Here is a 23,516-nt window from a genome sequence, read left to right on the forward strand (position 1 = left end):
TCAGCTGTCCTGGATGGGCGGCCACGGCGACTGCTCCTCGAGGGCATAGGCGAGCTCGAGAAGCGTCCGCTCGTCCCCGTACGCCGCGGAGACCTGCACCCCGATCGGCAGCCCCTCCTCGCTGAGCGCCATCGGCAGCGAGATCGCCGGCGCACCGGTGATGTTCTGCAGCGGCGTGAACGCGACGTGCCGCCGCAGCCGGTCGACCAGATCTTCGAACGGGACGTTCGGGGAGAGGTGACCCAACGGCGGGGTGACCCCGGCGACGACCGGGCACAGGACGACGTCGTGATGGTCGAAGACGGCCGCGTACGCCGCCGCGGCCCGGCGCAGGCGGTGCAGCGCGGCCGGCGTCCGGCGCCAGCCACCGGAGGTGAAGCTGCGACGAAGGCCGCCGGTGAGCCCGTCGAGGCGGGTGGCGTCGAGGGTCCGGTCGATGGTCAGACGGCCCAGGTTGCCGGCGAGGAAGGCGAGCAGGCCCCAGTACTCGAGAAAGTCGTCGCCGAAGCGCGCGTCGACGGGGATCGGAACGGGCTCGACCGTGTGGCCCTGCTCCTCGAGCAGGGTGGCCGTCTTCTCCACCGCCGCCTTCGTCGGGGTGTCCACGACGGCGTCGGTCACCGACTCCATGATCATCGCGACCCGCAGCCGACGCCGCGCGGGCCCCTCGATCAGGCCGAGCGGCGGAAGGGCCGGGTTGCGCCAGTGCCGCTCGAGCGCCGCATGGAAGGCCGCGGTGTCCCGGACGGTGCGGGTCAGCACGCCTTCGCTGACCATGTTGATCGGCAAGGTGCGGGCCATCTCGCCGTCGATGTGCCGGCCGCGGCTGGGCTTGAGCCCGACGAGACCGGCAGCCGCGGCGGGGATCCGGATCGACCCGCCGCCGTCGTTGGCGTGCGCGACCGGGACCGCTCCGGCCGCAACCATGGCCGCCGCGCCACCGGAGGATGCCCCGACGGAGTGCTGGGTGTTCCACGGGTTGGTCGTCGGCGGTCCGCTGCGGAACTCCGTGGTCGCGTTGAGCCCGAACTCCGGCATCCGGCTCTTGCCCAGCACCGTCATCCCGGTGCTGAGGAACTGAGTCGTGTAGCGCCCGTCGCGGGTGGCCGGGCGCGCCCGGAAAGCCTCCGATCCGTGGTTGGTCGGCATCCCGAGCAGGTCGGTGTTGTCCTTGAGCAGGGTCGGGACGCCGTGCAGGAGGCCGCTCGCGTCCACGGCGCGGCGGGGCGCGTCGTAGGCCTCGTACGCCATCGCGTGCAGCTCCGGGGCCACCTCGCGCAACCGGGAGACCGCCGCCGACTCGACCTCCGCCGCGCTCAGCTCACCGGACCGGACCAGACGGGCGAGCTCGACGGCGTCGTGGTCGCCGAGGGCGTCGTCGGCGAAGGCGTGTACGCGGGTCGGTGCGGTCATGTCGAACAGCGTGCTGGATCCGCCCCCAAAAGTCTAGAAGATCTTCCAGACTTTCGATCTGCCCTCGTGAAACACTCTGCCCATGAAGCGACGGCACGGCGACAGCGCCAGGCAGCGACGCGACGCCCTCGTCCGCGCCACGATCGAGGTGGCCGCGGAGAAGGGCATGGCGGGAGTCACCCACCGTGCGGTCACCGAGCGGGCCGGGCTTCCGCTGGCGACCGTCGGCTACTTCTTCGACTCGATCTCCGACCTGGCCGCCGAGGCGCTGCGTACCGGCGTGGCCGAGGACGTCGCCCGGCTGCGTACGCTCGCCGACGAGCTCGCCGAGACCTCGCCCGGCACCGACGTGATGGCGGAGGCGTTCGCGGCGGCGCTGATCTCGCCGCCGACCGACTCGCTCGCGTTCCTCGAGGGGCTGCTCCACGCCGCCCGCGACCCCCAGTTCGGCCCGGTCGTGGCCGAGGTGCTCACCGCCGGCCGCGACGTCGCGGACCGTGCGGCGACCGTCGCCGGAGCGACCCGGACCGATCCCGGCTCCCTGCTCGCGCTCGTGCACGGCTATCTGCTGCACGCTCTCGCGGCCCCCGAGCTGGTCGAGCCCGACAGCCTGCTACGCGGGCTGCGTGCCCTCGTGATCGGCACTCTGGTCGAGAGCGGCGAGGTCGAGGTCGCTCTACGCCTTGCCGGCCGCGGGTCAGCCGACGACGCGTACCTCGCTCCCTAGGACCGCGCCGTCCTGGAGGGTCAGGTGGTCGCCGGACCAGAACCGACCCGGGTCGTAGTAGTTGGTGGGCCGCTCGTCGTCGAGCAGCCCCATCTCCTGGTAGGTGGCCGCGACGACCTCGGCGCAGTAGACCTGCTCGATGCCGGCCTTCGAGCGGACCCTCCCCCGGGCCCAGCGCCCGGCCAGGTTCACCGTCGAGGGGAACGGGGTGCCGTCGAGGCGCGCGATCGTGCGGAGCAGGGCATCCTCGCGCTCGCGGTCGATGTCGGCGGTGAGCTGGCGCAGCCAGACCTGCTGCTCGTAGCGGCCGGCCCACTGCTCGACCGCGGCCCGCAGGTCATGGAGCTGTACGCCGCGGTGATGGGTGCCGGTGTAGAGGTCGAGCAGCCCCTTGCCGAGCTCGGCGTGCCACATCAGCGGCGGCAGGTCGTCGAGCACGACCGCCATCCCGACATGGTTGACCGGGGCGTTGCTGAGCATCCTGATCGCCCGGTCGGCGACCGACCGGCCGCGGAAGAGCCACAGATCGCCGGTCCGGGTCTGGTCCACGGCGTCTTCGAGGGAGATAGTGGTCTCGTCAGACATCTTGAGCAGGGGGTCCTCAATGGGTTTGGGCAGTGCACGCGTGTGGAAGATCGTCGGTCTCGCCGGTCTGGCCGGAGTCACCGCGACAGGCGTCATCATCGCGCGCAACCACCGTCAGCGTACGCAGCGCACGCCGGAGGAGATCCACGCCAAGCTCCGCGAGCGGGTCGCGGCTGCGCAGAACGCGGCCTGAGCGCGTCGCAGGGATACCCGGTCAACCGGGTATCCCTGCACTTCTCAGGCAATGCAACACCTGAGAAGTGCAGGAACTGCCTGTACGCGGTGATTGATGAGGCTCGAGTGACTCGCGCCTAGGAGTCGAAGCCGAGCCCGAGCCGATCCATCGTCCGCAGGAACAGGTCGCGCCGGCCGCCGTCGGCGTCCGCCTTGCCGAGCGAGCGCACCATCATCGAGATCCCCGCGTAGCGCGCGGGCTCGGGCGGGAACGGCAGCGGCTTGGAGCGCACCATCTCCAGCGACGTACGCTCCGTCTGCTCACCGCTGAGCAGGTCGAGCATCACCTGGGCACCGAAGCGGGTGGCCCCGACGCCGAGACCGGTGTAGCCCAGCGCGTAGGCGACGCGGCCGGCGTACGCCTTGCCGAAGAAGGCCGAGAAGCGGGTGCAGGTGTCGATGACACCGGCCCAGCGGTGGGTGAAGCGCAGCCCCTCGAGCTGCGGGAACGTCTCGAAGAAGTGGCTCGCGAGCTTGTCGTGGGTCTCACCCGTCTCCAGCTCCGGCGAGATCTTCGAGCCGAAGTGGTAGATCGCGTCGTAGCCGCCCCACAGGATCCGGTTGTCCCTGGTCAGCCGGTAGTAGTGGAAGTGGTTGGCGGAGTCGCTGACTCCCTGCCGGTTGGCCCAGCCGATGGCGTCCATCTGCGCCGGTGAGAGCGGCTCGGTCATGAGTACGTAGTCGTAGACCGGCACCGTCATCATCTTCAGCCGCCGCAGCAACGGCGGGAAGGCGTTCGTAGCCAGTGCCACCCGCCCGGCCCGCACCGACCCGGTGAGGGTCGAGACCCGCATCCCGGCACCGTCGCGGGCGAGACCGGTGGCCGCGGAGCCCTCGTGGATCACCACGCCGGCGTCGAGGCATGCCTGCCGCAGCCCCCAGGCCAGCCGCGCCGGCTCGACGGTGGCGGTGTCGCCGAGCACCTCCAGCCCGCCGAGGAAGGTCGGCGAGTCGAGCTCGGCCCGCGTCCCCGCCTGGTCCAGCAGCCGGTGCTTGATGCCGTGCTCGGTCAGCGCCGCGGACCACTCGGCGAGGTCGTCGACCTCATGGGGCCGGGTGGCGACGTTGAGGGCGCCGGTGAGCTGCCAGTCGCAGTCGATGCCGTGCTCCTGGATGGTCGCGGCCATCTCGTCGAGATTCTGCTGGCCGAGCCGGTCCAGGGTCGCGAGCTCGTCGGGCCAGCGCTCCAGACCGTTCCAGAAGCCGTGGGTCAAGGACGCCTCGGCGAAACCGCCGTTGCGTCCCGAGGCCTGATCGCCGCAGCGGCCGGCCTCGAGCACCACCACCGACCGCGACGGAAACCGCACCCGGGCCAGCAGCGCCGTCCACAGCCCCGAGTAGCCGCCTCCGACGACCACCAGATCCGCCGACTCCACGCCGAGCAGCGGCGGTAGCGGAGCGGGTCGCGCAGGGTCGTCGAGCCAGTAGACGGCGGGCTTCGCATCGGTCAGCGACACATGGTTCACGACGCCCACTATGACAACTCCGGAGGCCTTCAGCCACACAGAATGTACGGAATCATGGAAATTGTTCGTTACACACGACGGATTTCGTTGCATCCGGCGAAGGCAAGCAGGTTGACTGGGCGCCATGACCACTCGCAAGCGCAACGGGGGCGCTCACCTCGACGAGGTCAACAAGCTGATCATCGAGCAGCTCCAGCAGGACGGCCGGCGCAGCTACGCCGCCATCGGCAAGGAGGTCGGCCTCAGTGAGGCCGCGGTGCGCCAGCGGGTGCAGCGCCTGGTCGACAGCGGCGTCATGCAGGTCGTCGCGGTCACCGACCCGCTCGAGCTCGGCTTCGCTCGGCAGGCCATGATCGGCGTACGCACCTCCGGACCCATCGAGGGCATCGCCGACGAGCTCGGCAAGCTCGACGAGGTCGACTACATCGTCATCACCGCCGGCTCCTACGACCTCCTCGTCGAGGTCGTGGCCGAGAGCGACGAGGCGCTCCTCAACCTCGTCTCCAGCAAGATCCGCGCCATCGAGGGCGTGGTGAGCACCGAGACGTTCATGTACCTCCACCTGCACAAGCAGACCTACGCCTGGGGCGTTCGGTGAGTGACTACGCCGGCATCAGCCTGTGGCACGAGACCGCGGGCGAGGACTGGGAGCCGCGTCCCGCGCTGATGGGCGACCTCGAGGTAGACGTCGCGATCGTCGGCGCCGGCTACACCGGCCTGTGGACGGCCTACTACCTGGCCGAGGCCAGACCCGACCTGAAGGTCGCGATCCTCGAGGCCGAGGTCGCCGGCTTCGGCGCCTCCGGCCGCAACGGCGGCTGGTGCTCGGCCCTCTTCCCCGCCTCGCTCGACAAGGTGGCGGCGGGCTCGAGCCGCGAGGCCGCGCTCGCCCAGGACCGGGCGATGCGGGAGACCGTGGACGAGGTGATTCGCGTGGCGGCGGCGGAGGGCATCGACGCCGACATCGCCAAGGGCGGCACGGTCGTCGTGGCGCGCACGCCCGCCCAGCTCGAGCGCGCCCGGCACGAGGTCGAGCACGCCCGCTCCTGGGGCCTCGGCGAGGCCGAGCTCTCGCTCCTGGACCAGGAGGCCGCCGAGAAGCGGCTCGCGGCGACCGGCACCCTCGGCGCCACCTACACCCCCGACTGCGCCGCGATCCACCCGGCCAAGCTCGTCCGCGGGCTCGCCCGCGCCGTCGAGGCCCGCGGAGTCACGATCTACGAGCAGACCCGGGTCACCTCGATCGAGCCGCACCTGCTGCGGACCGAACGCGACGTGGTCAGCGCCGACGTCGTCGTACGCGCCACCGAGGGCTACACCCCGACGCTGGCCGGTCTCGAGCGCGAGGTCATCCCGGTCCGCTCCCTCATCGTCGCCACCGAGCCGCTCACCGACCTGGTCTGGGCGAGCATCGGCCTGGAGGAGCGCGAGACCTTCTCCGACGGCCGCCACCTGCTGATCTACGGGCAGCGCACCGCGGACGACCGGCTCGTCTTCGGCGGGCGGGGCGCTCCGTACTCCTTCGGCTCGAAGATCACCCACGCCGACTCCTCCGACCTTCGCACCCACCGTCGCCTGCAGGAGACCCTGGTCGAGCTGTTCCCGGCCGTACGCGGCCACAGCATCACCCACCGGTGGGGCGGGGTCCTCGGCATCCCGCGCGACTGGCACGCCTCGGTGGGCTACGACCCCGCCAACGGGATCGCCCACGCCGGCGGCTACGTCGGCGACGGCGTGGCGACCACCAACCTCGCCGGCCGTACGCTGCGTGACCTGATCCTCGGCACCGACTCCGACCTCACCGTCCTCCCCTGGGTCGGCCACGTCTCCCCGCGCTGGGAACCGGAACCGCTGCGGTGGCTCGGCGTCAACGCCGGCCTGCGCGCCATGACCGTGGCCGACGTGGAGGAGACCGCCACCGGCAAGGGATCCCTGGTCGCCCGGGCCGTCGCGCCGCTCGTCGGCGGTCACTGACCCTGACCGAATAAACCTGTTGCGTACGCCGGTCGCGGTCCTCCACCATGGACCGCGACCGGCGTTCTCGTCCACGAGGCGCACTGATCGAGAGGAGCAGACCGATGACTGTCGTTGTCCTGTGCCTGCCCACAGACCACATCTCTCGTATCAGGAGCACCCGAAGTGACTCAGGAGAACATCTCCGCTGATCCCGCCGTATCCGACTCTCTGGCAGGGATCGACCCGAATTTCGTCTTCGACTTCCAGGCCTACGACGACCTCGAGGACGGACAGCGCTGGTCCACCTGGCTCTCCGTAGAGCCGCTCTCCCGTGGACCGGAGCCGCGCCCGGACTGGGTGGTGACCTCTCAGGGCGCCATCGACACCGAGCTCGGCATTCTCAAGACCGGCAAGGAGGCCGACGCCTTCCTGATCGTGCGCGCCGACCCGCTCGTTCCCGAGCAGGAGGCGCTGATGGTCGCCAAGCGCTATCGCGACACCGACCACCGCACCTTCCACCGGGCCGCGAGCTACACCGAGGGCCGTTCGGTCAAGCGCTCCCGTGACGAGCGCGCGCTGAAGAAGAACTCGACGTTCGGCCGCGAGGTCGCCAAGGCCGAGTGGGCCAACGCCGAGTGGAACGCGCTCGTACGCTGCTGGAACCTCGGCCTTCCGGTCCCCTATCCGGTGCAGATCGACGGGACCGAGATCCTGATGGAGTGGATCGCGGTCGACGACGGCAACGGCGAGCTGGAGACGGCGCCGCGTCTCGCGCAGACCCGCCCCGAGCGCCACGTCCTGGAGATGTGGTGGGACGGGCTGGTCGAGGCGCTGGCCACGATGGTGCAGGCGGGCCTGGTCCACGGTGACCTCTCGCCCTACAACATCCTGGCCCAGCAGGACCGGCTCGTGATCATCGACCTCCCCCAGATCATCGACCTCGTCGGCAATCCGCTGGGTTTCGACTTCCTGCTGCGCGACATCACCAATGTCGCGAAGTGGTTCCAGGCCAGGGGCCTGGAGGTCGATGAGCAGGAGGTCTACGCCGACCTGATGGCGCACGCCTTCTGAATCCGCTCGTGTGATGCCAGGAGCGACCTGAACATCGCTCCTGGCATCACACCGCGGTGGCTCAGGCGAGCGAACAGACCTTGGGAGCCCCTCTGAAGAAGAGGCGTCCCAGAATCACGTCGCCGAGCAGCTGTGTGCGCATCTTGACGCCTGAGGGATGCACGAGGTCGGCGGATTCGAAGTCGGGGTTGGCCGCGCTGACCATGCCGTTCAGATTCTCACGCTTGCTGATCCGCCATCCGTGCTCGACGAGGTGGTCGAGGATCTCGACATACCCGACAGCCGCTGGCCGGCTCACCTCGTCGTAGGCAACGGGTTCCGTCGCCTTCCACTCGAACCACGCCTCCGCCTGGACCAGCCGTCCGTCCGACGAGTCGTAGCCGCACTCCCCGACGTCGGCGTCACGCGTCCAGCGCAGACCTTCCGGCGTCGGAATCGCGTTGACCTGCTCCAGATGCGGCGCGAGCCGCTCCCGTCGCGCATCGAGCGCCTTCTCGTCGGTGACGATCTCAGGTGTGCTGTCAGCAGCCAGCTCCCGGATGGCGATCCCGGCCATGAGCAGACAGACGCACAAGACCACAAGACCGACGCCGATCTCCACCAGCACCGGGTGGGAGCGTGCCACCCGGCGGAACCTCGCCAGCGACACCCGACCACCTCCCTACCGGCAGCCCGATGTCGGGCCGTGTGCAGACGATATCCCCACTGCCGGTCGGTAGGTTGATCTCATGAAGCATCACCGGGGACGGCACGTCGACATCGAGTCCGTCGCGGAGCTGGACGGGCACCTGGCGGCCGGGGCGGACAGCCTGAAGGGATGGCGGCTGCGGGCACTGGATCTGAGCTCGCGCTCTGCCACGCTGCGCGAGACCGAGCTCGCCGGGGCGACGTTCCTCGGGTGCACGTTCGCCCCCGGGGACGTCGACTACGCCGAGGACGAGGGTGCGCTGGTCATGCCGGTGATCCCGGAGGCACCGGTCGACGTCTACCGCTCCCGGCTCTACACGCCCGAGGAGCTCTACGACGACCCGATCTACGCCCGGAGCCTCGACGCGAAGGCGTACGCCTGGCTGCAGCAGCCGCTCGACGCCGACGACGAGCTGGCGATCACCTTGCACGACCATGCGATCGACTCCGCACTCGAGGCGTGGGTGCGCGCACGACGCGACGAGGGGACGCGGATCGTCGGGATGATGGGCGGGCACGCGCTGCACCGGGATGAGGAGGCGTACGCGACCGCTGCCCGCCTGGCCCAGCACCTGGCGAGCCGCCACGTGGTCGCGACGGGTGGCGGCCCCGGGGCGATGGAGGCCGCCAACCTCGGCGCCTTCCTCGCCGGGGCACCGAAGACGGCCCTGGATGACGCGCTCGAGTCGCTGGCCACGGTGCCGTCGTTCCGGCCCTCGATCCGGGCCTGGGCACAGGTGGCCCTCGACGTACGCAACCAGGTCGAGGGCAGGCCCGGTCGGTCGTTGGGGATCCCGACGTGGCACTACGGCCACGAGCCGCCCAACGTGTTCGCCGGCGCGATCGCGAAGTACTTCCGCAACGCCACCCGCGAGGCGGTGCTGCTGGAGGTCTGCGACGGCGGGATCGTGTTCCTGCCAGGCGCCGGCGGCACCGTGCAAGAGGTCTTCCAGGACGCCTGCGAGAACTACTACGCCGACATCAGCGCGGTCGCGCCGATGGTGCTGGTCGGTCGGCGCTACTGGACCGAGGAGCTGCCGGTCTGGCCGCTCCTGCAGGCGCTCGCCCGTGGCCGTGCGATGGAGGACCACGTCCACCTCGTCGACACCGCCGAGGAGGTCCTCGAGGTCATCGCAGCCGGCGTGACCGGATGACGTCGCGGTAGTGGTCGACGAGGGCCGCGTTGACCGCGCCCCAGGACTTGTGCGCGACGCTCTTGCGGGCCTCGCGTCCCATCCGCAGCCGCAGCTGCGGGTCGTTGTGGAGCAGCGCGACATGTGAGCCGAGGTCGTCGCGGCTGCCGGGCTCGTAGAAGAACCCGGTCACGCCCTCGGCGACCAGGTCCAGCGGCCCGCCGGAGCGCGGCGCCACCACGGGGACGCCGGAGGCGAGCGCCTCCTGGACCGCCTGGCAGAACGTCTCGTGGGAGCCGGTGTGCACGAACACGTCGAGCGAGGCGTACGCAGCCCCCAGCTCCTCCCCCTGCAGCACGCCCAGGAAGGTCGCCTTCGGGAGCAGCTGGCGCAGCTCACGCTCCTGGGGGCCACCGCCCACGAGCACGACGCTGTACGCCGGGTTGTGCGCCAGCGCGGCCAGCAGGTGCAACTCCTTCTCCTGGGCGAGGCGGCCGACGTACCCGACGATCGTCTCGCCGTTGGGCGCGAGCCGGGCGCGCAGGTCGTGGTCGACGCGGCTCGGGTGGAACAGCTCGACGTCGACACCACGCGGCCACAGGCCGGTGCGCTGCACGCCGAGGCCCTCGAGCTGGGTGAGGGCCGAGGAGCTCGGTGCCAGGGTGCGGTCGGCGGCCGAGTGGGCCTGCCGGGTGAGCATTGCGGCGGCCTGTGGGCCACCGACCGCCTTGTACTTGTCCCAGAAGCCCACCAGATCGGTCTGGTAGATCGCTACGCTCGGGATGCCGAGCTCCTTGGCCACCAGCACGGCCTGCCGGCCGAGCAGCGCGGGCGAGGCGACGTGGATGACGTCGGGGGCGAACCGGCGCATCACCGCGCGCAGCTTGCGCCGCGTCTCGAGACCGACGCGGAAGTCCTTGTAGACCCAGAACGTCGCACCTCGGGTCCGGGTCACCGGGAAACCGGCATACTCGGTGGGCCCGGTGGGGGCCACGACCTCGACGGTGTGACCGTCGACCGCGAGATGCTCCAGAACGCGGCGTACGGAGTTCGTCACCCCGTTGACCTGCGGCAGGAACGACTCCGTGACGATGAGGACACGGAGCGGCTCCGAGTTGGCGGCGACCATCGGGACCCGATCGAGGCTGATGCTCATGTTTCTGATCGTGAGTGCCGTCCGGCAACGTGATCCCCGACTTGGTTGACGGGTCGGTGAACCTACCGTGGCCAGAACTCCGTGCCGGACGACAGATAGTCCAGGCGGTGTCATCAGCGGAAACGCTGCGTGACTCTCAGAAATCTGTCATCGCACCGTCGTCGCCGACAGAAGTCGGTAAGCCCCCGTTCCTAGGCTCGCGATTGTGCTGCGCGCGGCATCGTGAAGGGGGACGTACGCGGGCCGGGCCTTGGCGCCGGTCCGCGTACGTGATGCCGATCGGCCACGAAGGGGTTGCCGCCCGCCCGTGCGTCTTGCCACGATCGCGGCATGACCACCGACGATGAGCACATCCGGCCAGAAGGCGTCGACGACCTCACCGTCGAGGCACTCGGCACCATCAGTGAGGCACTTGAAGCGATCGAGATCGCCCGAGGTCATCTGTACGCACTGCATCGCATCACCGGCACCGCCGACTTCACCCTCGGCAAGGGTGTCCAGCAGCTGCGCGAGGCCGGCCACACCGAGCTGGCGGACACGTTCGAGCGCGAGCTGGTAGGACGCAACGTGCTCTACGGCAGGTGGACGTTTCAGATCGTCGAGGAGTACGACGACGGCTACTACGCGACCTTCAAGCGGCTGGAGAAGGAGGCTCGCGACGCTCTCGTCGAAGGCAAGCGTCACCTTTACGAGTCGGAGCTGAAGGAGGTCCGCCGCACCCGAGGTCGAGGCGGCCACGAGCAACGGCCCGAACCAGAGGCTTGAGCCGGCCGATCGTGCAGTCCTCGTAGCGCGAGGACACGGCCCAGGCGGCTACTCGGCGGCGGCCAGCTGACCGCAGGCACCGTCGATCTCGCGGCCCCGCGTATCGCGGACGGTGGTCGAGATGCCCTTGGCCTCGAGACGGCGTACGAACTCGCGCTCGTCGGCCGGGTCGGAGGCAGTCCACTTCGAGCCCGGGGTCGGGTTGAGCGGGATCAGGTTGACGTGAACCCAGCCCCAGTCGCCGTAGGAGTTGAGGACGTCGGCGAGGAGGTCGGCGCGCCAGGCCTGGTCGTTGATGCCGCGCATCATCGCGTACTCGATGGAGACGCGGCGCTTGGTCACGCGCGCGTAGTTCCAGGCGGCCTCGACGGTCTCGGCGACCGAGAAGCGGGTGTTGATCGGGACCAGCTCGTTGCGCAGCTCGTCGTCGGGCGCGTGCAGCGAGAGGGCGAGGGTGACCGGGATGCCCTCCTCGGTGAGCTGCTTCATCCTCGGGACCAGGCCGACCGTCGAGACGGTCACGTGGCGGGCGGAGAGGCCCAGGCCTTCGGGCGCGGGCGAGGTGAGGCGGCGTACGGCACCCATGAGCGCCTTGTAGTTGGCCATCGGCTCCCCCATGCCCATGAAGACCACGTTGGAGAGACGGCCCGGGCCGCCGGGGATCTCGCCGCTGGCCATCTGCCGGGCGGCGACGACGACCTGGTGGACGATCTCGGCGGTCGACATGTTGCGCTCGAGGCCGCCCTGGCCGGTGGCGCAGAACGGGCAGGCCATGCCGCAGCCGGCCTGGGAGGAGATGCAGACGGTGGCGCGGTCGGTGTAGCGCATCAGCACCGACTCGACCAGGGCACCGTCGAAGAGCTTCCACAGCGTCTTGCGGGTGGTGCCCTTGTCGGCCTCCTGCTGACGGATCGGCGTCATCAGGTCGGGCAGGAAGGTGTTGACGAGCTCTTCTCGCTGGCTGGCCGGAAGGTCGGTCATCTTGGCCGGGTCGTCGACCAACCGCTCGAAGTAGTGCACCGAGAGCTGCTTGGCGCGGAAGCCCGGCAGCCCGGCCTCCTTCGCCGCGTCCTGGCGGCCGGCCAGGTCGAGGTCGGCCAGGTGGCGCGGCGGCTTTCCGCGACCCTTGGGCGGCGCCATCACCAACGGCAGGCGACGCCCCTCCATCGCGGCGGCCTCTGCCTCGGGGCTGTGCGGGGCAGGTACGGTCACGGGGTCGGGCTCGGTCACGCCTCCAGTGTCCCACCGGGGTGCGGCGTACGGCGAAACCTCGATCCGGCCCGCCCGGTCAGCCCGTCTTGAGCAGGATCCAGAACACCAGAGAGCCGACGCCGACCACGACCAGCACGGTCAGGACGATGCCCAGCCAGACGAACTGGGCCAGGCGGCGGGTCTTGCGCGGGATCAGCAGGGCGAGCGGCACGAGCAGGGTCAGCGCGACCCACGGGAACAGCTCCTCGGCCCGCTCCTGGCCGACGACCCAGGTCAGCAGGGCACCCCAGGTGCCGGGCACCAGGATCGCGTACGCCAGGCCGAGATAGAACCCGACCAGGGCGGCCACAGTCGGGTGCGAGTCGTGCAGCCACGCCCACAGCCCACCGGACCCCGAGGACTCCTCCTCCGGGCCGTGATCAGCCTCGACGTCTGGATCGGGGTCCACGTCGAGGTCCGCGGGACGCTGGGTCACTCTTCAACCGTAGCGCCGAACCAAGCCCGTCTTTGGTAAAGAATCGCTGCCGTGGCGAACTCGGGGAATCCGAGGTCACGCGTCGACGGTGATCACGTCGGGGAGGCCGAGGTCGCGCCACCGGGCGAGATCCGGGGCCGTGCCGGTGAGCTCGCTCGCCACGATGGTCCATGCGGTGCCGTGACCGACGAGCACGACATCCTCGCCCGCATGTGCCGAGAGGATCCCGGACACCGCCTTGGCCACGCGGGCCCGGCACTCCTCGAGCGGCTCCCAGCCGTCGTACGCGGGCACGGTCGGCTCCGCGAAGGCGCGCTCGACCGTGGCCCCGAAGTCATCGATCCAGGCGGCACCGCGGCGATGCTCGCACAGCGCGTCGACCACGCCGACCTCACCATCGGTGAGCAGCTGAGCGGTCTGCTGCGCCTTGGGCTCGGGCGAGGAGTACCAGGCCGCGACGGCAGGGAGACGATCACGCAGGGCCCAGACGTCGTCGAACCCGGCCGGATCGAGCTCCCAGTGCTCCGCAGCGACGCCGCGGACCTGGAGGGGTCGGCCGTGACGTACGAGGTGGAGCATCAGAAGACGCGCCCTCAGAAAACCGCGTAGTGGAGGATCAGCCAGACCGGGGCGACGGTCGCCAGGAGCGAGTCGAGGCGGTCCATCAGGCCGCCGTGTCCGGGGATGATCTGACTCATGTCCTTGATGCCGAGGTCACGCTTGATCACCGACTCGACCAGGTCGCCGAGGACGGCCATCACGCAGGCGACCACGCCGAGCGCCACACCGACCCACCAGGATCCGTCGAGCAGCCACACGACCAGGCCGACGCCGGTCGCGACCGTGAAGACCACTGAGCCGGCGAAACCCTCCCAGGACTTCTTCGGGGAGATCACCGGCGCCATCGGGTGCCTGCCGAAGAGGACCCCGGCGACGTAGCCACCGATGTCGGACATGATCGTGAGCAGGACCCAGACGATGATGCCGCGTACGCCGTCGTCCGAGAGGCCGCCCGAGGTCCAGCCGCCGCCCTCGCCGAGCATGAGGGCGACGAAGGATCCCAGGAACGGCAGGTAGAACAGGGTGAGGACGGCTGCCGCCGACGTACGCACGTAGCCGTCGACGCCACGGCGCAGCACCCACAGCATGATCACCAGGGCGGTGACCGCCGTGGCCGTGACCAGCGCGTCGGCGCCCAGGAAGTAGGCGACCAGGACCATCACCGTGCCGCCGATCATCAGCGGCTGCTCGGGAACGTCCATGTCCTTGGCCATCAGGCCTCGGTGGAGCTCCCAGGTGGCGGCCACGACCGCGGCGACGACGATCAGCATGAACGCCGTCTTCACGAACATCAGGCTGAGCGCGATGGCAACCAGCAGGACGACGGCGGAACCGATCGCCGCGGGCAGGTTGCGGCCGGCGCGGCCGTAGTCCTTCTTCGGTGGCTCGGAAGCTGACGAAGAAGGAGACGGCGGCGTCTGGCTCACAAGGGATTCCTTCATGCTCAGGTCCTTATCTGGTCGCGGTCCGAATCGCCCGTGGATCTCGACTGCGTACGGGTAGATCTCGACCCGCTTCGCGGCTTCGCAAGCTCAGCCGCTGCGCTCGCTCGATCTCTTCGCGTTGTGACCCTGCGACTTCGTCGCAGGGTCACAGGCTCAGACCTCGAGCAGCTCGGCTTCCTTGGACTTGAGCAGGTCGTCGATCGCGTCGGTGTGCTTCTTGGTGAGGCTGTCGAGGCGCTTCTCGGCGCCGGTGACGTCGTCCTTGCTCGCCTCGCCGTCCTTCTCGAGCTTCTCCAGACCCTGCTTGGCCTTCTGGCGCACCTGGCGCACCGAGACGCGACCCTGCTCGGCCTTCTCCTTGGCGAGCTTGATGTATTCCTTGCGGCGCTCCTCGGTCAGCTCTGGGAAGACCGCGCGCAGGATCTTGCCGTCGTTGGACGGGTTGACGCCGAGGTCGGAGTCGCGGATCGCCTTCTCGACGTTGGCCATCGCGCCGATGTCGAACGGGGCGATGTTGATGATCCGCGGCTCGGGGCTGGTGAACGAGGCGAGCTGCTGGATCGGCGTCGGGGTGCCGTAGTAGTCGACCAGGATCTTGTTGAACATCTGCGGGGTGGCCCGGCCGGCGCGGATGGTGGCGAAGTCCTCACGCGTTGAGTCCACCGACTTCGCCATCTTGCTGTCGGCCTCGTTGAGGATGTCGTTGATCACCAGATGCTCCTGTGCGCTCGTAAGTGTTGTGGGTGTGGGTGGCGTAGGGCTCGCGCCGCTCAGCCGGCGGTGACGAGCGTACCGATCTTCTCACCCTGGACGATGCGGTAGATCGCACCCTCGTCCTCCGCGCCGTAGACCACGATCGGCATCTTGTTCTCCATGCAGAGGGCGAACGCGGTGGCGTCGGCGATCTTGAGCTGCTTCTGCAGCGCCTCGCCGAAGGTGAGCTCATCGTACTTCGTCGCCGTCGGGTCCTTCTTCGGGTCGGCGGTGTAGATGCCGTCGACGCCGTTCTTGGCCATCAGGACGACCTCGGCGTGGACCTCCAGGGCCCGCTGGGCGGCGACGGTGTCGGTGGAGAAGAAAGGCATCCCGGAGCCGGCGCCGAAGATCACGACTCGGCCCTTCTCGAGGTGGCGCATGGCCTTGCGCGGGATGTAGGGCTCGGCGACCTGGCCCATCGTGATGGCGGTCTGCACCCGGGTGTCGACGCCTTCCTTCTCGAGGAAGTCCTGCAGGGCGAGGCAGTTCATGACCGTGCCGAGCATGCCCATGTAGTCGGCGCGCGACCGGTCCATGCCGGCCTGCTGCAGCTCGGCGCCGCGGAAGAAGTTGCCGCCACCGACGACGATCGCGACCTGCACGCCGGAGGCGGCGACGGCCGCGATCTCCTTGGCGATCGAGGCGACCACGATGGGGTCGACACCGACCTCGCCACCGCCGAAGTTCTCTCCGGACAGCTTGATCAGGATGCGCTGGTAGCGGGTCATGCCGTGGCCTTTCCTCGGGCGACGTCTTGCGGGGTGGTGCCGGTGGGGGTGGCGTGCGAAAGGGCCGGTCCGATGATCACCATTCGGTTCATCGGACCGGCCCTTTCGTCGTACGTTGCTGCTTAACCTAACTGATCACGCCTCACGGCGCGGGGATCAGGCTCGGTTCAGGCGCCGACGTCGAAGCGGGCGAACTGCTTCACCTGCGTGTTGGCGGCGTCGAGGACCTGCTTGACGGACTTCTTCGACTCGAAGACCGACTCCTGGTCGAGCAGGACGATCTCCTTGAAGAACGCCTTGATCCGACCCTCGACGATCTTGGCGACGGCAGCCTCGGGCTTGCCCTCCTCGAGCGTCTTCTTGGTGAGGACGTCCTTCTCGGCGTCGACCACGTCGACCGGGACCTCGTCGGAGGTGAGGTACTGCGCCTTGAGCGCGGCAGCCTGCTGGGCGGCCTGCTTCGCGGCCGCCTCGTCACCCTCGTAGGCGACCAGGACGCCGAGGCTCGGCGGCAGGTCGGAGGCCTTCTTGTGCAGGTAGACCGTGGTCTCACCCTCGAAGTAGGCGACCTGGCCGAGCTCGATCTTCTCGCCGATGGTGCGGGCGAGCTCCTCGACGGTCTCGCCGACGGTCTTGTCGCCGAGCGAGACGGCCTTGAGGGCCTCGAGGTCGTTGATCTTGTTGGCGTCGGCGGCGTCGGCGATCTGCTGGGCAGCGGCGACGAAGCCCTCGTTCTTGGCGACGAAGTCGGTCTCCGAGAGGAGGCTGACCAGCGCGTTGCCGGAGGCGGCGACGAGGCCGGCCGAGGTGGTGCGCTCCGCGGCGCGGGCGGCGGCCTTGGCCGTGCCCTTGACGCGAAGGATCTCGACAGCCTTGTCGAAGTTGCCGTCAGCCTCGTCGAGCGCCTTCTTGCAGTCCATCATGCCGGCCTGGGTCAGCTCACGGAGCTTCTTGACGTCGGCAGCGGTGTAAGCCATGTGTGTCTTCCTCTGACTTGTTAAGTGGCTCTTGGGTGGACGATGAGGCTCAGGCCTCGGCCGGGGCCTCGGGGGTCTCGGCGGGGGTCTCCTCGGCGGCCTCAGCAGCCGGGGTCTCCTCGGCCTTGGTCTCCTCGGCGGCCGGGGTCGCGAGAAGCTCGCGCTCCCACTCCGCCAGGGGCTCCTCGGCGGTGGCGCCCTCGGTGCCCTCGGTCTTGCCACCGGAGCGGGCGATGAGGCCCTCGGCGACGGCGTCGGCGACCACGCGGGTCAGCAGGCCGACCGCACGGATGGCGTCGTCGTTGCCCGGGATCGGGAAGTCGACCTCGTCGGGGTCGCAGTTGGTGTCCAGGATGCCGACGATCGGGATCCGGAGCTTGCGAGCCTCCTCGACGGCGAGGTGCTCCTTCTTGGTGTCGACGATCCACACGGCGGACGGGGTGCGACCCATCTCGCGGATGCCGCCCAGGGTCTTCTCGAGCTTGTCGCGCTCCCGCTTCATCTGCAGGAGCTCCTTCTTCGTGCGGCCCGAGCCGGCGACGTCGTCGAAGTTGACCTCGTCGAGCTCCTTGAGGCGGTTGATCCGCTGGTGCACGGTCTGGAAGTTGGTGAGCATGCCGCCCAGCCAGCGCTGGTTGACGTAGGGCATCCCGACGCGCGTCGCCTGCTCGGCGATGGCCTCCTGGGCCTGCTTCTTGGTGCCCACGAACATGATCGTGCCGCCCTTGGCCACGGTCTCCTTGATGAAGGCGTAGCTGCGGTCGATGTAGGCCAGCGACTGCTGCAGGTCGATGATGTAGATGCCGTTGCGGTCGGTGAGGATGAACCGCTTCATCTTCGGGTTCCAGCGACGGGTCTGGTGTCCGAAGTGGACGCCGCTCTCGAGGAGCTGGCGCATGGTCACGACTGCCATGATGTTTTTCTCCTAGGTGGTGGCCCGCGTGTGCACCGCTGGTGGCTCGACCTTGCGTTTCTCGAGGTCGGGCGGGTGTTGTCGCGAGCCGGTCGGTTTTCAGTTTCGCGCCCATCGGTGGTGATGGGCCCTGACGCCTGCACGCGGTCCGACCTGAGCGTGATGCTCGGGACTGAGGGCCGCGCCCGCGGGCGACCGGCGTCTCGGAGCGAGACACCGTCGCGGTCTGCTGGCGTGCGAAGTCAGCCCACAGGGGGCTGCCGGTCCAAGACTAGCCGCCGACGGGTGTCCCGGGCCAATCCCGCGCCGCTGGCTCCTCCGCGGGCCGATCGGTGTCCACAGGGGTATCTCGGGACGGGGTTGTCCACAGGACGTACGAAGCTCGTTGTGCGGGTCCTGGTTCCGGGGTTGTCTGCTCGTCATGACCTCGTTCCGCCTCTCCGACCGGGCCCGCGCCCTCGTCGCGGCCCTGTTCCTCGTCGTCCTCATCGCCCCAGCAGGCCCAGCCCTCGGAATGCCACGTGCCGAGGTGGCGCCCTCTGGCGCCTCGCTGGGTGGGGCTGTGGGTCACGGCGAGGGTCCGAGTCCGGTCGGAGGGCCTGAGGAGGTGCCTCAGGGCGAATGGCCGCTGGCTCCCCGGCCAGAGGTGGTCCGTCGCTTCGACCCGCCGGACGCTCCGTGGGGTGCCGGGCATCGCGGTGTGGACCTGGCCGGCTCGCCCGGCGCGGTCGTTCGCTCCGCGATGGCCGGGACCGTCGCGTTCGTCGGGGTGATCGCGGGCAAGCCGGTCGTGAGCGTCGACCACGGCGCCACCCGGACCACCTACGAGCCCGTGGCCGCCACCGTGGCCGAGGGCGACCCGGTCGCGGCCGGTGCTCCTCTCGGGCGGCTCGGCATCGCCGGGTCCCACTGCTTCCCCGCCGCTTGTCTGCACTGGGGATGGATCCGCAACACGGACGACGTCTACCTCGACCCGCTGCTGCTCGTCGACGCACCGCAGCCTGTCAGGCTCCTCCCCCTCTGGCGCGGCGACCCGGTCCTGTAGCCGCGACCACCGAACAGTGCGCCCGCCGAATCGGTAGTTGTGGCGGCCGAGTGGTGAGTTGTGGACGACGAAAGTCGAGTCTCGCCGCCCACAACTCACTTCTCGGCCGCCGTTTCTGACGTCTCGGCCGACGCGGCTGACGTCTCGGCGGGTCAGGCGCGGGGGTGGGCCTGGCGGTACGCCTTGCGGAGCCGGTCGCTGCTGACGTGGGTGTAGATCTGGGTGGTGGCGAGGCTGGCGTGGCCGAGGAGCTCTTGGACCGAACGGAGGTCGGCGCCGCCCTCGAGGAGGTGAGTGGCGGTGCTGTGGCGCAGCCCATGGGGACCGAGGTCGGGGGCGCCGGGGACATCGGCGAGGCGGCGGTGGACGAGGGTGCGCACGGCACGCTGATCGAGGCGGCCGCCACGTGCACCGAGGAACAGAGCCGGGCCGGAGGACTCGGTGACCAGCTGAGGGCGGCCTCGGACGACCCAGCGGTCCAGCGCCCGGGCCGCGGGGCCACCGAAGGGCACCATCCGCTCCTTGCGCCCCTTGCCGAGCACCCGGACGACCCGGCGCTCGTAGTCGACGTCGTCCAGGTCGAGACCGACGAGCTCACCTACCCGGGAGCCGGTCGCGTAGAGCATCTCCAGAATCGCGATGTCGCGCATCCCGGTCGCGGTGCCGTCCTCGGCGGCCGCGACCGCTGCGGCGATGAGGGACTCGACCTCGTCGGGGCGAAGTACGGGCGGCAGGGTCCGGTGCGCCTTGGGCGAACCGAGGGCCGCGCCGGCGTCGACCTGGGCGCGCCCGGTCCGGACGAGCCAACCGCAGAAGGCGCGGGCCGCGGTGGCCCTCCGGGCCAGGGTCGTACGCGAGTGGCCGGTGGTCTGCTGCTTGGCCAGCCAGCTGCGCAGCGTGCGCAGGTCGATCGCCTCCGGATCCGTGCGGCCCATACGGCCGGCGTGGTCGAGCAGGCTGCGGACGTCACCCAGATAGGCCCGGACCGTGTGGTCGGAGAGGCCGCGCTCGGCGCTCAGGTGTCGTTCGTAGTCACCCAGGAGCGCCGCGTAGGCCTCGGAGAGCTCCGCGTGCGCGGACCCGCCCTCCGCGTCTGCCTCCGGATCAGCGCTCACCCGAGCCAGGATAGTTCTTGACGGTCGGCTCAGGTGCGAGCCGCGCCAGGAGCCAGCTGCCAGCCCTCGGGGAACCGCTCGGCCAGGCCGAGCGCCTCGAGTCGTGACAGCGCCGTGCCGGCCGTCTTCGGGTGCAGGCAGGCCGACCTCGCGATGTCGAGCTGTGAGGAGGGGCTGCTCACCGGGACGGCATCGAGGACCTGCTTCTCGACCGAGGTGAGGGAGTCGCGGCGGCGGACGGGGCCTCGGGGTTCCGCCGGGAGGGCTTCGCCCATGTCGCCGACCAGCTCGCGTACGTCGAGACCGTCGGTCACGAGGACACCTCTGCCGCTGCGTACGAGCTCGTGGGTGCCGACCGACGTCATCGCCCCGACCTGTCCCGGCACCGCCATCACGGGGGTGTTGATGCTGTAGGCCCAGTGGGAGGTGTTGAGGGAGCCGCTGCGCGCGGCCGCCTCGACGACCACGGTGCCCCGGGCGAGGGCGGCGATGATGCGGTTGCGGGAGAGGAATCGATAGCGAGTGACGGGGAACCCGGGCGCGATCTCGGAGATCACCGCTCCGGTCTCGGCGATCGCATCCAGCAGGCGCCGGTTGCGCAGCGGGTAGGGAACGTCGACACCGCCCGCGAGCACCGCGACGGTGCTCCCCGGCGGACCGGTGAGCGCGCCTCGGTGCGCGGCGGCGTCGATGCCGACCGCTGCCCCCGAGACGGTCACGAAGTCGTTGACCGCGAGGTCTGCGGCGATCCGTGCCGCGGCGTCGGCACCGTAGGCGGTCGCATCCCGAGACCCGACGACGGCGACCGAGCGGTCGAGATCGCTGAGCAGGAGCGGTCCTCGCACCCATAGGCCCAGTGGCGTGCCGGTGCGGTGCTGGAGCGGCTCCTGCCCGGCGAGCCGCTCGACCTGGCTGGGCCACTCCTCGTCGCCGGGGATGACATAGCGGAAGCCGGCGTTGGTCGCCCGCTCCAGATCGCGGTCGGGGTGGATCTGGGACAGCCGCATCCTCGCCTCGAGCCCGTCGTCGCCGAGCTCGGGATCCTCCTCGGCGAAGCGACGGTAGACCTCGGTCGCAGTGGATCCGACCATGCAGGTGTCGAGCAGCGGGCTGCCGGGCTCGACCAGCTGGGTCAGCGCGATCCTGGCCAGGCGCTCGCGCTCGAGGTCGGTGATGGTCGGTGCGACAGGTGCCGCGGTCATGCCGACCTCCCCTCGATCGCAGAGACGGTGAGCGAGCCACCGCCGCGCAGCGCGAGCGCGGTCTCGGTCTCGGTGACGCCCGGCCAGTCGACGCCGGCGAGGTCGGCCACCGTCCACGCCAGGCGATGCACACGCACCGCGCCACGTCTGGTCAGGGCACCGGAGAAGATCCGTGAGTCGATGAGCGCCTCTGCCGCCGGCGGTAGCGGCCAGTTGTCGCGCAGCGCGATCCCGCTGGCCTGGCCGTTGAGCCGCCACCCGAAGTCGGCGTAGCGCTCGCGCTGGCGTCGTCTGGCCGCCGTGACCCGTTCGCGGATGTCGGCGCTGGTCTCCGAGCCCCAGGGGTCGTGGTTCTGCTCGGACATCGGCCGTAGCGTGCGGATGATGTCGATGCGGTCGGTGATCGGTCCGGAGACCTTGCGGTCGTAGGCCTGGCGCTCGTTGGAGCGGCAGATGCAGCCGTCCTTGGTAACCGAGGCGTCGTAGTTGCCGCACGGGCACGGGTTGGCGGCGAGCACGACGAGCGCACGCGCCGGAAGCGTCACCGACTCCTCCCCGCGGGAGACGGTGATGTCGCCGCTCTCCAGCGGCTCGCGCAGGCACTCGATGACGTCGCTCTTGAACAGCGGGAACTCGTCGAGGAAGAGGACGCCGGCATGGGAGAGCGAGACCTGTCCCGGACGGACCCGGCCGCTGCCGCCACCGACGATGCCGGGCTTCGACGCGTCGTGGTGGGGCGCCGAGAACGGCGGCCGGACCAGCAGACCCCGGTCGACGTCGAGCACCCCGGCCAGCGACTGGACCGCCATCACCTCGAGGGACTCCTCGCGTGACAGGTCGGGCAGGATCGTCGGGATCCGCTCGGCGATCGAGGTCTTCCCGCAGCCCTTGGGCCCCTTGAGCAGCAGGTGATGCCCACCGGCGGCGGCGACCTCGACGGCGAAGCGCGTCTCCGGCATGCCACGGAGGTCGGACATGTCCATGTCGTCCAGCCTCCGGTCGCCGCGCCAGCCGAGCAGGCTGCCGCCGGTGCCGGTCGCCACCGGCGGCGCGTCGGGCACCGGCTCGCCGCGCAGCTCTGCCACCACCTGGCCGAGCGAGCGGAACCCGAGGATCTCCATCCCCGGCACCATCCGCGCCTCGGCCACCTGCGGCTCCGGGACCACGACGCGCGCGATCCCGGCGTGGGAGGCGGCGAGCACCATCGGAAGCACCCCTGAGGTCGGCCGCAGCCCGCCGTCCAGGGCGAGCTCGCCGATGAAGACCGTGCGCTCCAGCCCGGTCGTCTCGATCTCACCGCCGGCCGCGAGGATCGCCAATGCCATCGCCAGGTCGTAGTGCGAGCCGCCCTTGCGCAGGTCGGCCGGGGAGAGCAGCACGGTGATCCGCTTGGTCGCGGGCCATTCGAGGTCGGAGTTGATGATCGCCATCCGCACCCGGTCGCGCCCCTCGGCCAGCACACTGTCGGCGCGGCCGACCAGCGTCACCCCCACCAGACCCGGCGAGACGTCGGCCTGCACGTCGACCAGGTGACCGACCGCGCCGCGAAGTGCGACGCCATGAGCTCGCGCGTATCCCATCACAGGCCCCTGACATGCTCGACCAGCGCCGATCCGCGGGGCGCATGCATCACCGCGACGAGATCGATCCGGATCCCCGGAGCTCGCACGTCGTGCTGCTGCAGCCAGGTGATCGCGAGCCGTTTCAACCGGTCGAGCTTGGTCCTGTCGACCGCCTCGTGCGGGGTGCCGCAGCCGTCGTGACTGCGGGTCTTCACCTCGCAGACGACCAGGGTGTCGCCCTCGCGGAGGACCAGGTCGATCTCTCCGTCGTCACACCTCCAGTTGCGGTCGAGCAGCGTCATGCCCGCCTCGACCAGATGCCTCTCGGCGACCGCTTCGCCGTAGTTTCCCAGCGCGATCCGCGCCGGTGCCGTTGAACTCATCGTGGACCTCCTGCCCTTCGGCTTCGAGGTCCAGACTCATCGCGAGCACCGACAATCCGGGCTGGTTCCGGAGCGGCTGGGGATAACCCCGGATCGAGATCGCCCTGTGGACGGCAACTGGCCCGCAGAGCCGTGCGCCGTCAGTCCAGCGGCTGGTCGATGTCGGTCGGGTTGAGCGTCTCGACGTTGACGTCCTTGAAGGTGAGCACCTTGACCGCCTTCGCGAACCGCGCCGGCCGGTACATGTCCCACACCCAGACGTCGTTCATCGACACCTCGAAGTAGACGTCCCCCGAGTCCGTACGCGCCCGCACGTCGACCTGGTTGCACAGGTAGAACCTACGATCGGTCTCGACGACGTACTTGAAGATGCCGACCACGTCGCGGTACTCGCGGTAGAGGGTCAGCTCCATCTCGGTCTCGTACTTCTCGAGATCCTCCGCGCTCATG

At 69.9% G+C, this 23,516-nt stretch carries 26 protein-coding genes; 8 read left to right on the forward strand and 18 right to left on the reverse strand.

The features are described from left to right. Positions 1–1,413, reverse strand: a complete 1,413-nt coding sequence (locus OG984_RS11280; protein ID WP_328531674.1) for an amidase — start codon at positions 1,411–1,413, stop codon at positions 1–3. Positions 1,414–1,495: 82 nt separating this feature from the next. Between OG984_RS11280 and OG984_RS11285 the strand changes: the two genes are divergently transcribed. Next, positions 1,496–2,140, forward strand: coding sequence for a TetR/AcrR family transcriptional regulator (locus OG984_RS11285; protein WP_328531675.1), 645 nt, complete (start codon positions 1,496–1,498; stop codon positions 2,138–2,140). On the opposite strand, the gene OG984_RS11290 is transcribed toward OG984_RS11285, so the two are convergent. Next, positions 2,111–2,725: a hypothetical protein gene (locus OG984_RS11290; protein ID WP_328531676.1), complete on the reverse strand. Its 615-nt coding sequence runs from the start codon at positions 2,723–2,725 to the stop codon at positions 2,111–2,113. The two genes, OG984_RS11285 and OG984_RS11290, sit on opposite strands and share 30 nt — an antisense overlap. Positions 2,726–2,744: 19 nt before the next feature. Between OG984_RS11290 and OG984_RS11295 the strand changes: the two genes are divergently transcribed. Continuing rightward, positions 2,745–2,918 (forward strand): hypothetical protein, encoded by a 174-nt coding sequence (locus OG984_RS11295; RefSeq protein WP_328531677.1) that lies wholly within the window; start codon positions 2,745–2,747, stop codon positions 2,916–2,918. A gap of 118 nt (positions 2,919–3,036) precedes the next feature. Here OG984_RS11295 and OG984_RS11300 read toward each other — a convergent pair whose 3' ends face one another. Continuing rightward, positions 3,037–4,425, reverse strand: coding sequence for an NAD(P)/FAD-dependent oxidoreductase (locus OG984_RS11300; RefSeq protein WP_328531678.1), 1,389 nt, complete (start codon positions 4,423–4,425; stop codon positions 3,037–3,039). A 124-nt stretch (positions 4,426–4,549) separates the two neighbouring features. On the opposite strand from OG984_RS11300, the gene OG984_RS11305 reads away from it, so the two are divergent. The 3 genes from OG984_RS11305 (at position 4,550) to OG984_RS11315 (ending at position 7,452) form a co-directional block, all read left to right on the forward strand. After that, on the forward strand, positions 4,550–5,023 hold the full coding sequence (locus OG984_RS11305) for an Lrp/AsnC family transcriptional regulator (protein ID WP_008363265.1): 474 nt from the start codon (positions 4,550–4,552) through the stop codon (positions 5,021–5,023). Beyond that, entirely contained in the window at positions 5,020–6,399 is a 1,380-nt protein-coding gene (locus tag OG984_RS11310; protein WP_328531679.1) for an NAD(P)/FAD-dependent oxidoreductase, read from the forward strand. The genes OG984_RS11305 and OG984_RS11310 overlap by 4 nt, the downstream gene beginning before the upstream one ends. A gap of 165 nt (positions 6,400–6,564) precedes the next feature. Beyond that, positions 6,565–7,452, forward strand: a complete 888-nt coding sequence (locus OG984_RS11315; protein ID WP_328531680.1) for a serine protein kinase RIO — start codon at positions 6,565–6,567, stop codon at positions 7,450–7,452. Positions 7,453–7,513: 61 nt separating this feature from the next. Here the strand turns inward: OG984_RS11315 and OG984_RS11320 are convergent, their stop codons facing one another. Next, positions 7,514–8,059 (reverse strand): hypothetical protein, encoded by a 546-nt coding sequence (locus OG984_RS11320; protein ID WP_328531681.1) that lies wholly within the window; start codon positions 8,057–8,059, stop codon positions 7,514–7,516. A 121-nt stretch (positions 8,060–8,180) separates the two neighbouring features. Here OG984_RS11320 and OG984_RS11325 point away from each other — a divergent pair, with 121 nt between their 5' ends. Continuing rightward, a complete protein-coding gene (locus tag OG984_RS11325) occupies positions 8,181–9,293 on the forward strand; it encodes an LOG family protein (RefSeq protein WP_328531682.1) in 1,113 nt (370 codons plus the stop codon). Here the strand turns inward: OG984_RS11325 and OG984_RS11330 are convergent. Then, positions 9,268–10,428, reverse strand: a complete 1,161-nt coding sequence (locus tag OG984_RS11330; protein ID WP_328531683.1) for a glycosyltransferase family 4 protein — start codon at positions 10,426–10,428, stop codon at positions 9,268–9,270. The two genes, OG984_RS11325 and OG984_RS11330, sit on opposite strands and share 26 nt — an antisense overlap. Before the next feature lie 330 nt (positions 10,429–10,758). On the opposite strand from OG984_RS11330, the gene OG984_RS11335 reads away from it, so the two are divergent. Further along, the gene (locus tag OG984_RS11335) at positions 10,759–11,193 is read left to right on the forward strand and encodes a hypothetical protein (RefSeq protein WP_328531684.1); all 435 of its coding nucleotides are present in this window, start codon (positions 10,759–10,761) and stop codon (positions 11,191–11,193) included. A gap of 48 nt (positions 11,194–11,241) precedes the next feature. On the opposite strand, the gene rlmN is transcribed toward OG984_RS11335, so the two are convergent. The 8 genes from rlmN to rpsB form a co-directional block, all read right to left on the reverse strand. Further along, complete coding sequence (rlmN, locus tag OG984_RS11340; RefSeq protein WP_328532349.1) at positions 11,242–12,360, reverse strand: 23S rRNA (adenine(2503)-C(2))-methyltransferase RlmN; 1,119 nt, start codon at positions 12,358–12,360, stop codon at positions 11,242–11,244. A gap of 121 nt (positions 12,361–12,481) precedes the next feature. Beyond that, complete coding sequence (locus OG984_RS11345; RefSeq protein ID WP_328531685.1) at positions 12,482–12,880, reverse strand: hypothetical protein; 399 nt, start codon at positions 12,878–12,880, stop codon at positions 12,482–12,484. Positions 12,881–12,955: 75 nt separating this feature from the next. Then, positions 12,956–13,459: a histidine phosphatase family protein gene (locus tag OG984_RS11350; protein ID WP_328531686.1), complete on the reverse strand. Its 504-nt coding sequence runs from the start codon at positions 13,457–13,459 to the stop codon at positions 12,956–12,958. A 14-nt stretch (positions 13,460–13,473) separates the two neighbouring features. Further along, positions 13,474–14,382 (reverse strand): phosphatidate cytidylyltransferase, encoded by a 909-nt coding sequence (locus OG984_RS11355; RefSeq protein WP_328531687.1) that lies wholly within the window; start codon positions 14,380–14,382, stop codon positions 13,474–13,476. A 156-nt stretch (positions 14,383–14,538) separates the two neighbouring features. Then, positions 14,539–15,093 carry a ribosome recycling factor gene (gene frr / locus OG984_RS11360; RefSeq protein WP_196876463.1) on the reverse strand — a complete coding sequence of 185 codons (555 nt, stop codon included), beginning with the start codon at positions 15,091–15,093 and terminating at the stop codon, positions 14,539–14,541. Positions 15,094–15,155: 62 nt separating this feature from the next. Further along, positions 15,156–15,869, reverse strand: a complete 714-nt coding sequence (pyrH, locus tag OG984_RS11365) for a UMP kinase (RefSeq protein ID WP_328531688.1) — start codon at positions 15,867–15,869, stop codon at positions 15,156–15,158. 167 nt (positions 15,870–16,036) lie between these two features. Then, positions 16,037–16,846, reverse strand: a complete 810-nt coding sequence (gene tsf / locus OG984_RS11370; protein WP_328531689.1) for a translation elongation factor Ts — start codon at positions 16,844–16,846, stop codon at positions 16,037–16,039. Positions 16,847–16,895: 49 nt separating this feature from the next. Beyond that, entirely contained in the window at positions 16,896–17,759 is an 864-nt protein-coding gene (gene rpsB, locus OG984_RS11375; RefSeq protein ID WP_328531690.1) for a 30S ribosomal protein S2, read from the reverse strand. Between the two features lie 421 nt (positions 17,760–18,180). Between rpsB and OG984_RS11380 the strand changes: the two genes are divergently transcribed. Then, a complete protein-coding gene (locus OG984_RS11380) occupies positions 18,181–18,804 on the forward strand; it encodes a murein hydrolase activator EnvC family protein (RefSeq protein WP_328531691.1) in 624 nt (207 codons plus the stop codon). A gap of 152 nt (positions 18,805–18,956) precedes the next feature. On the opposite strand, the gene OG984_RS11385 is transcribed toward OG984_RS11380, so the two are convergent. The 5 genes from OG984_RS11385 to OG984_RS11405 form a co-directional block, all read right to left on the reverse strand. Next, positions 18,957–19,919, reverse strand: coding sequence for a tyrosine recombinase XerC (locus OG984_RS11385; protein WP_328531692.1), 963 nt, complete (start codon positions 19,917–19,919; stop codon positions 18,957–18,959). A 29-nt stretch (positions 19,920–19,948) separates the two neighbouring features. Next, on the reverse strand, positions 19,949–21,121 hold the full coding sequence (gene dprA / locus OG984_RS11390; protein WP_328531693.1) for a DNA-processing protein DprA: 1,173 nt from the start codon (positions 21,119–21,121) through the stop codon (positions 19,949–19,951). After that, the gene (locus OG984_RS11395; RefSeq protein ID WP_328531694.1) at positions 21,118–22,701 is read right to left on the reverse strand and encodes a YifB family Mg chelatase-like AAA ATPase; all 1,584 of its coding nucleotides are present in this window, start codon (positions 22,699–22,701) and stop codon (positions 21,118–21,120) included. The genes dprA and OG984_RS11395 overlap by 4 nt, the downstream gene beginning before the upstream one ends. Further along, positions 22,701–23,066, reverse strand: coding sequence for a YraN family protein (locus OG984_RS11400; protein WP_328531695.1), 366 nt, complete (start codon positions 23,064–23,066; stop codon positions 22,701–22,703). The genes OG984_RS11395 and OG984_RS11400 overlap by 1 nt, the downstream gene beginning before the upstream one ends. A 140-nt stretch (positions 23,067–23,206) precedes the next feature. Next, positions 23,207–23,515 carry a DUF2469 domain-containing protein gene (locus OG984_RS11405; RefSeq protein WP_045550889.1) on the reverse strand — a complete coding sequence of 103 codons (309 nt, stop codon included), beginning with the start codon at positions 23,513–23,515 and terminating at the stop codon, positions 23,207–23,209. Position 23,516: the final 1 nt, after the last annotated feature.

Source organism: Nocardioides sp. NBC_00368, from assembly GCF_036090055.1.
Taxonomy (GTDB): Bacteria; Actinomycetota; Actinomycetes; order Propionibacteriales; family Nocardioidaceae; genus Nocardioides.

Coding starts and splice junctions, on each gene's coding strand:
- OG984_RS11330 (WP_328531683.1), bottom strand. CDS start 10,428: ATGAGCATCAGCCTCGATCGGGTCCCGATGGTCGCCGCCAACTCGGAG.
- rpsB (WP_328531690.1), bottom strand. CDS start 17,759: ATGGCAGTCGTGACCATGCGCCAGCTCCTCGAGAGCGGCGTCCACTTC.
- OG984_RS11395 (WP_328531694.1), bottom strand. CDS start 22,701: ATGGGATACGCGCGAGCTCATGGCGTCGCACTTCGCGGCGCGGTCGGT.
- OG984_RS11290 (WP_328531676.1), bottom strand. CDS start 2,725: ATGTCTGACGAGACCACTATCTCCCTCGAAGACGCCGTGGACCAGACC.
- OG984_RS11380 (WP_328531691.1), top strand. CDS start 18,181: ATGACCTCGTTCCGCCTCTCCGACCGGGCCCGCGCCCTCGTCGCGGCC.
- pyrH (WP_328531688.1), bottom strand. CDS start 15,869: ATGACCCGCTACCAGCGCATCCTGATCAAGCTGTCCGGAGAGAACTTC.
- OG984_RS11405 (WP_045550889.1), bottom strand. CDS start 23,515: ATGAGCGCGGAGGATCTCGAGAAGTACGAGACCGAGATGGAGCTGACC.
- rlmN (WP_328532349.1), bottom strand. CDS start 12,360: ATGGAGGGGCGTCGCCTGCCGTTGGTGATGGCGCCGCCCAAGGGTCGC.
- dprA (WP_328531693.1), bottom strand. CDS start 21,121: ATGACCGCGGCACCTGTCGCACCGACCATCACCGACCTCGAGCGCGAG.
- tsf (WP_328531689.1), bottom strand. CDS start 16,846: ATGGCTTACACCGCTGCCGACGTCAAGAAGCTCCGTGAGCTGACCCAG.
- OG984_RS11335 (WP_328531684.1), top strand. CDS start 10,759: ATGACCACCGACGATGAGCACATCCGGCCAGAAGGCGTCGACGACCTC.
- OG984_RS11400 (WP_328531695.1), bottom strand. CDS start 23,066: ATGAGTTCAACGGCACCGGCGCGGATCGCGCTGGGAAACTACGGCGAA.
- OG984_RS11280 (WP_328531674.1), bottom strand. CDS start 1,413: ATGACCGCACCGACCCGCGTACACGCCTTCGCCGACGACGCCCTCGGC.
- OG984_RS11305 (WP_008363265.1), top strand. CDS start 4,550: ATGACCACTCGCAAGCGCAACGGGGGCGCTCACCTCGACGAGGTCAAC.
- OG984_RS11355 (WP_328531687.1), bottom strand. CDS start 14,382: ATGAAGGAATCCCTTGTGAGCCAGACGCCGCCGTCTCCTTCTTCGTCA.
- OG984_RS11295 (WP_328531677.1), top strand. CDS start 2,745: ATGGGTTTGGGCAGTGCACGCGTGTGGAAGATCGTCGGTCTCGCCGGT.
- OG984_RS11325 (WP_328531682.1), top strand. CDS start 8,181: ATGAAGCATCACCGGGGACGGCACGTCGACATCGAGTCCGTCGCGGAG.
- OG984_RS11350 (WP_328531686.1), bottom strand. CDS start 13,459: ATGCTCCACCTCGTACGTCACGGCCGACCCCTCCAGGTCCGCGGCGTC.
- OG984_RS11285 (WP_328531675.1), top strand. CDS start 1,496: ATGAAGCGACGGCACGGCGACAGCGCCAGGCAGCGACGCGACGCCCTC.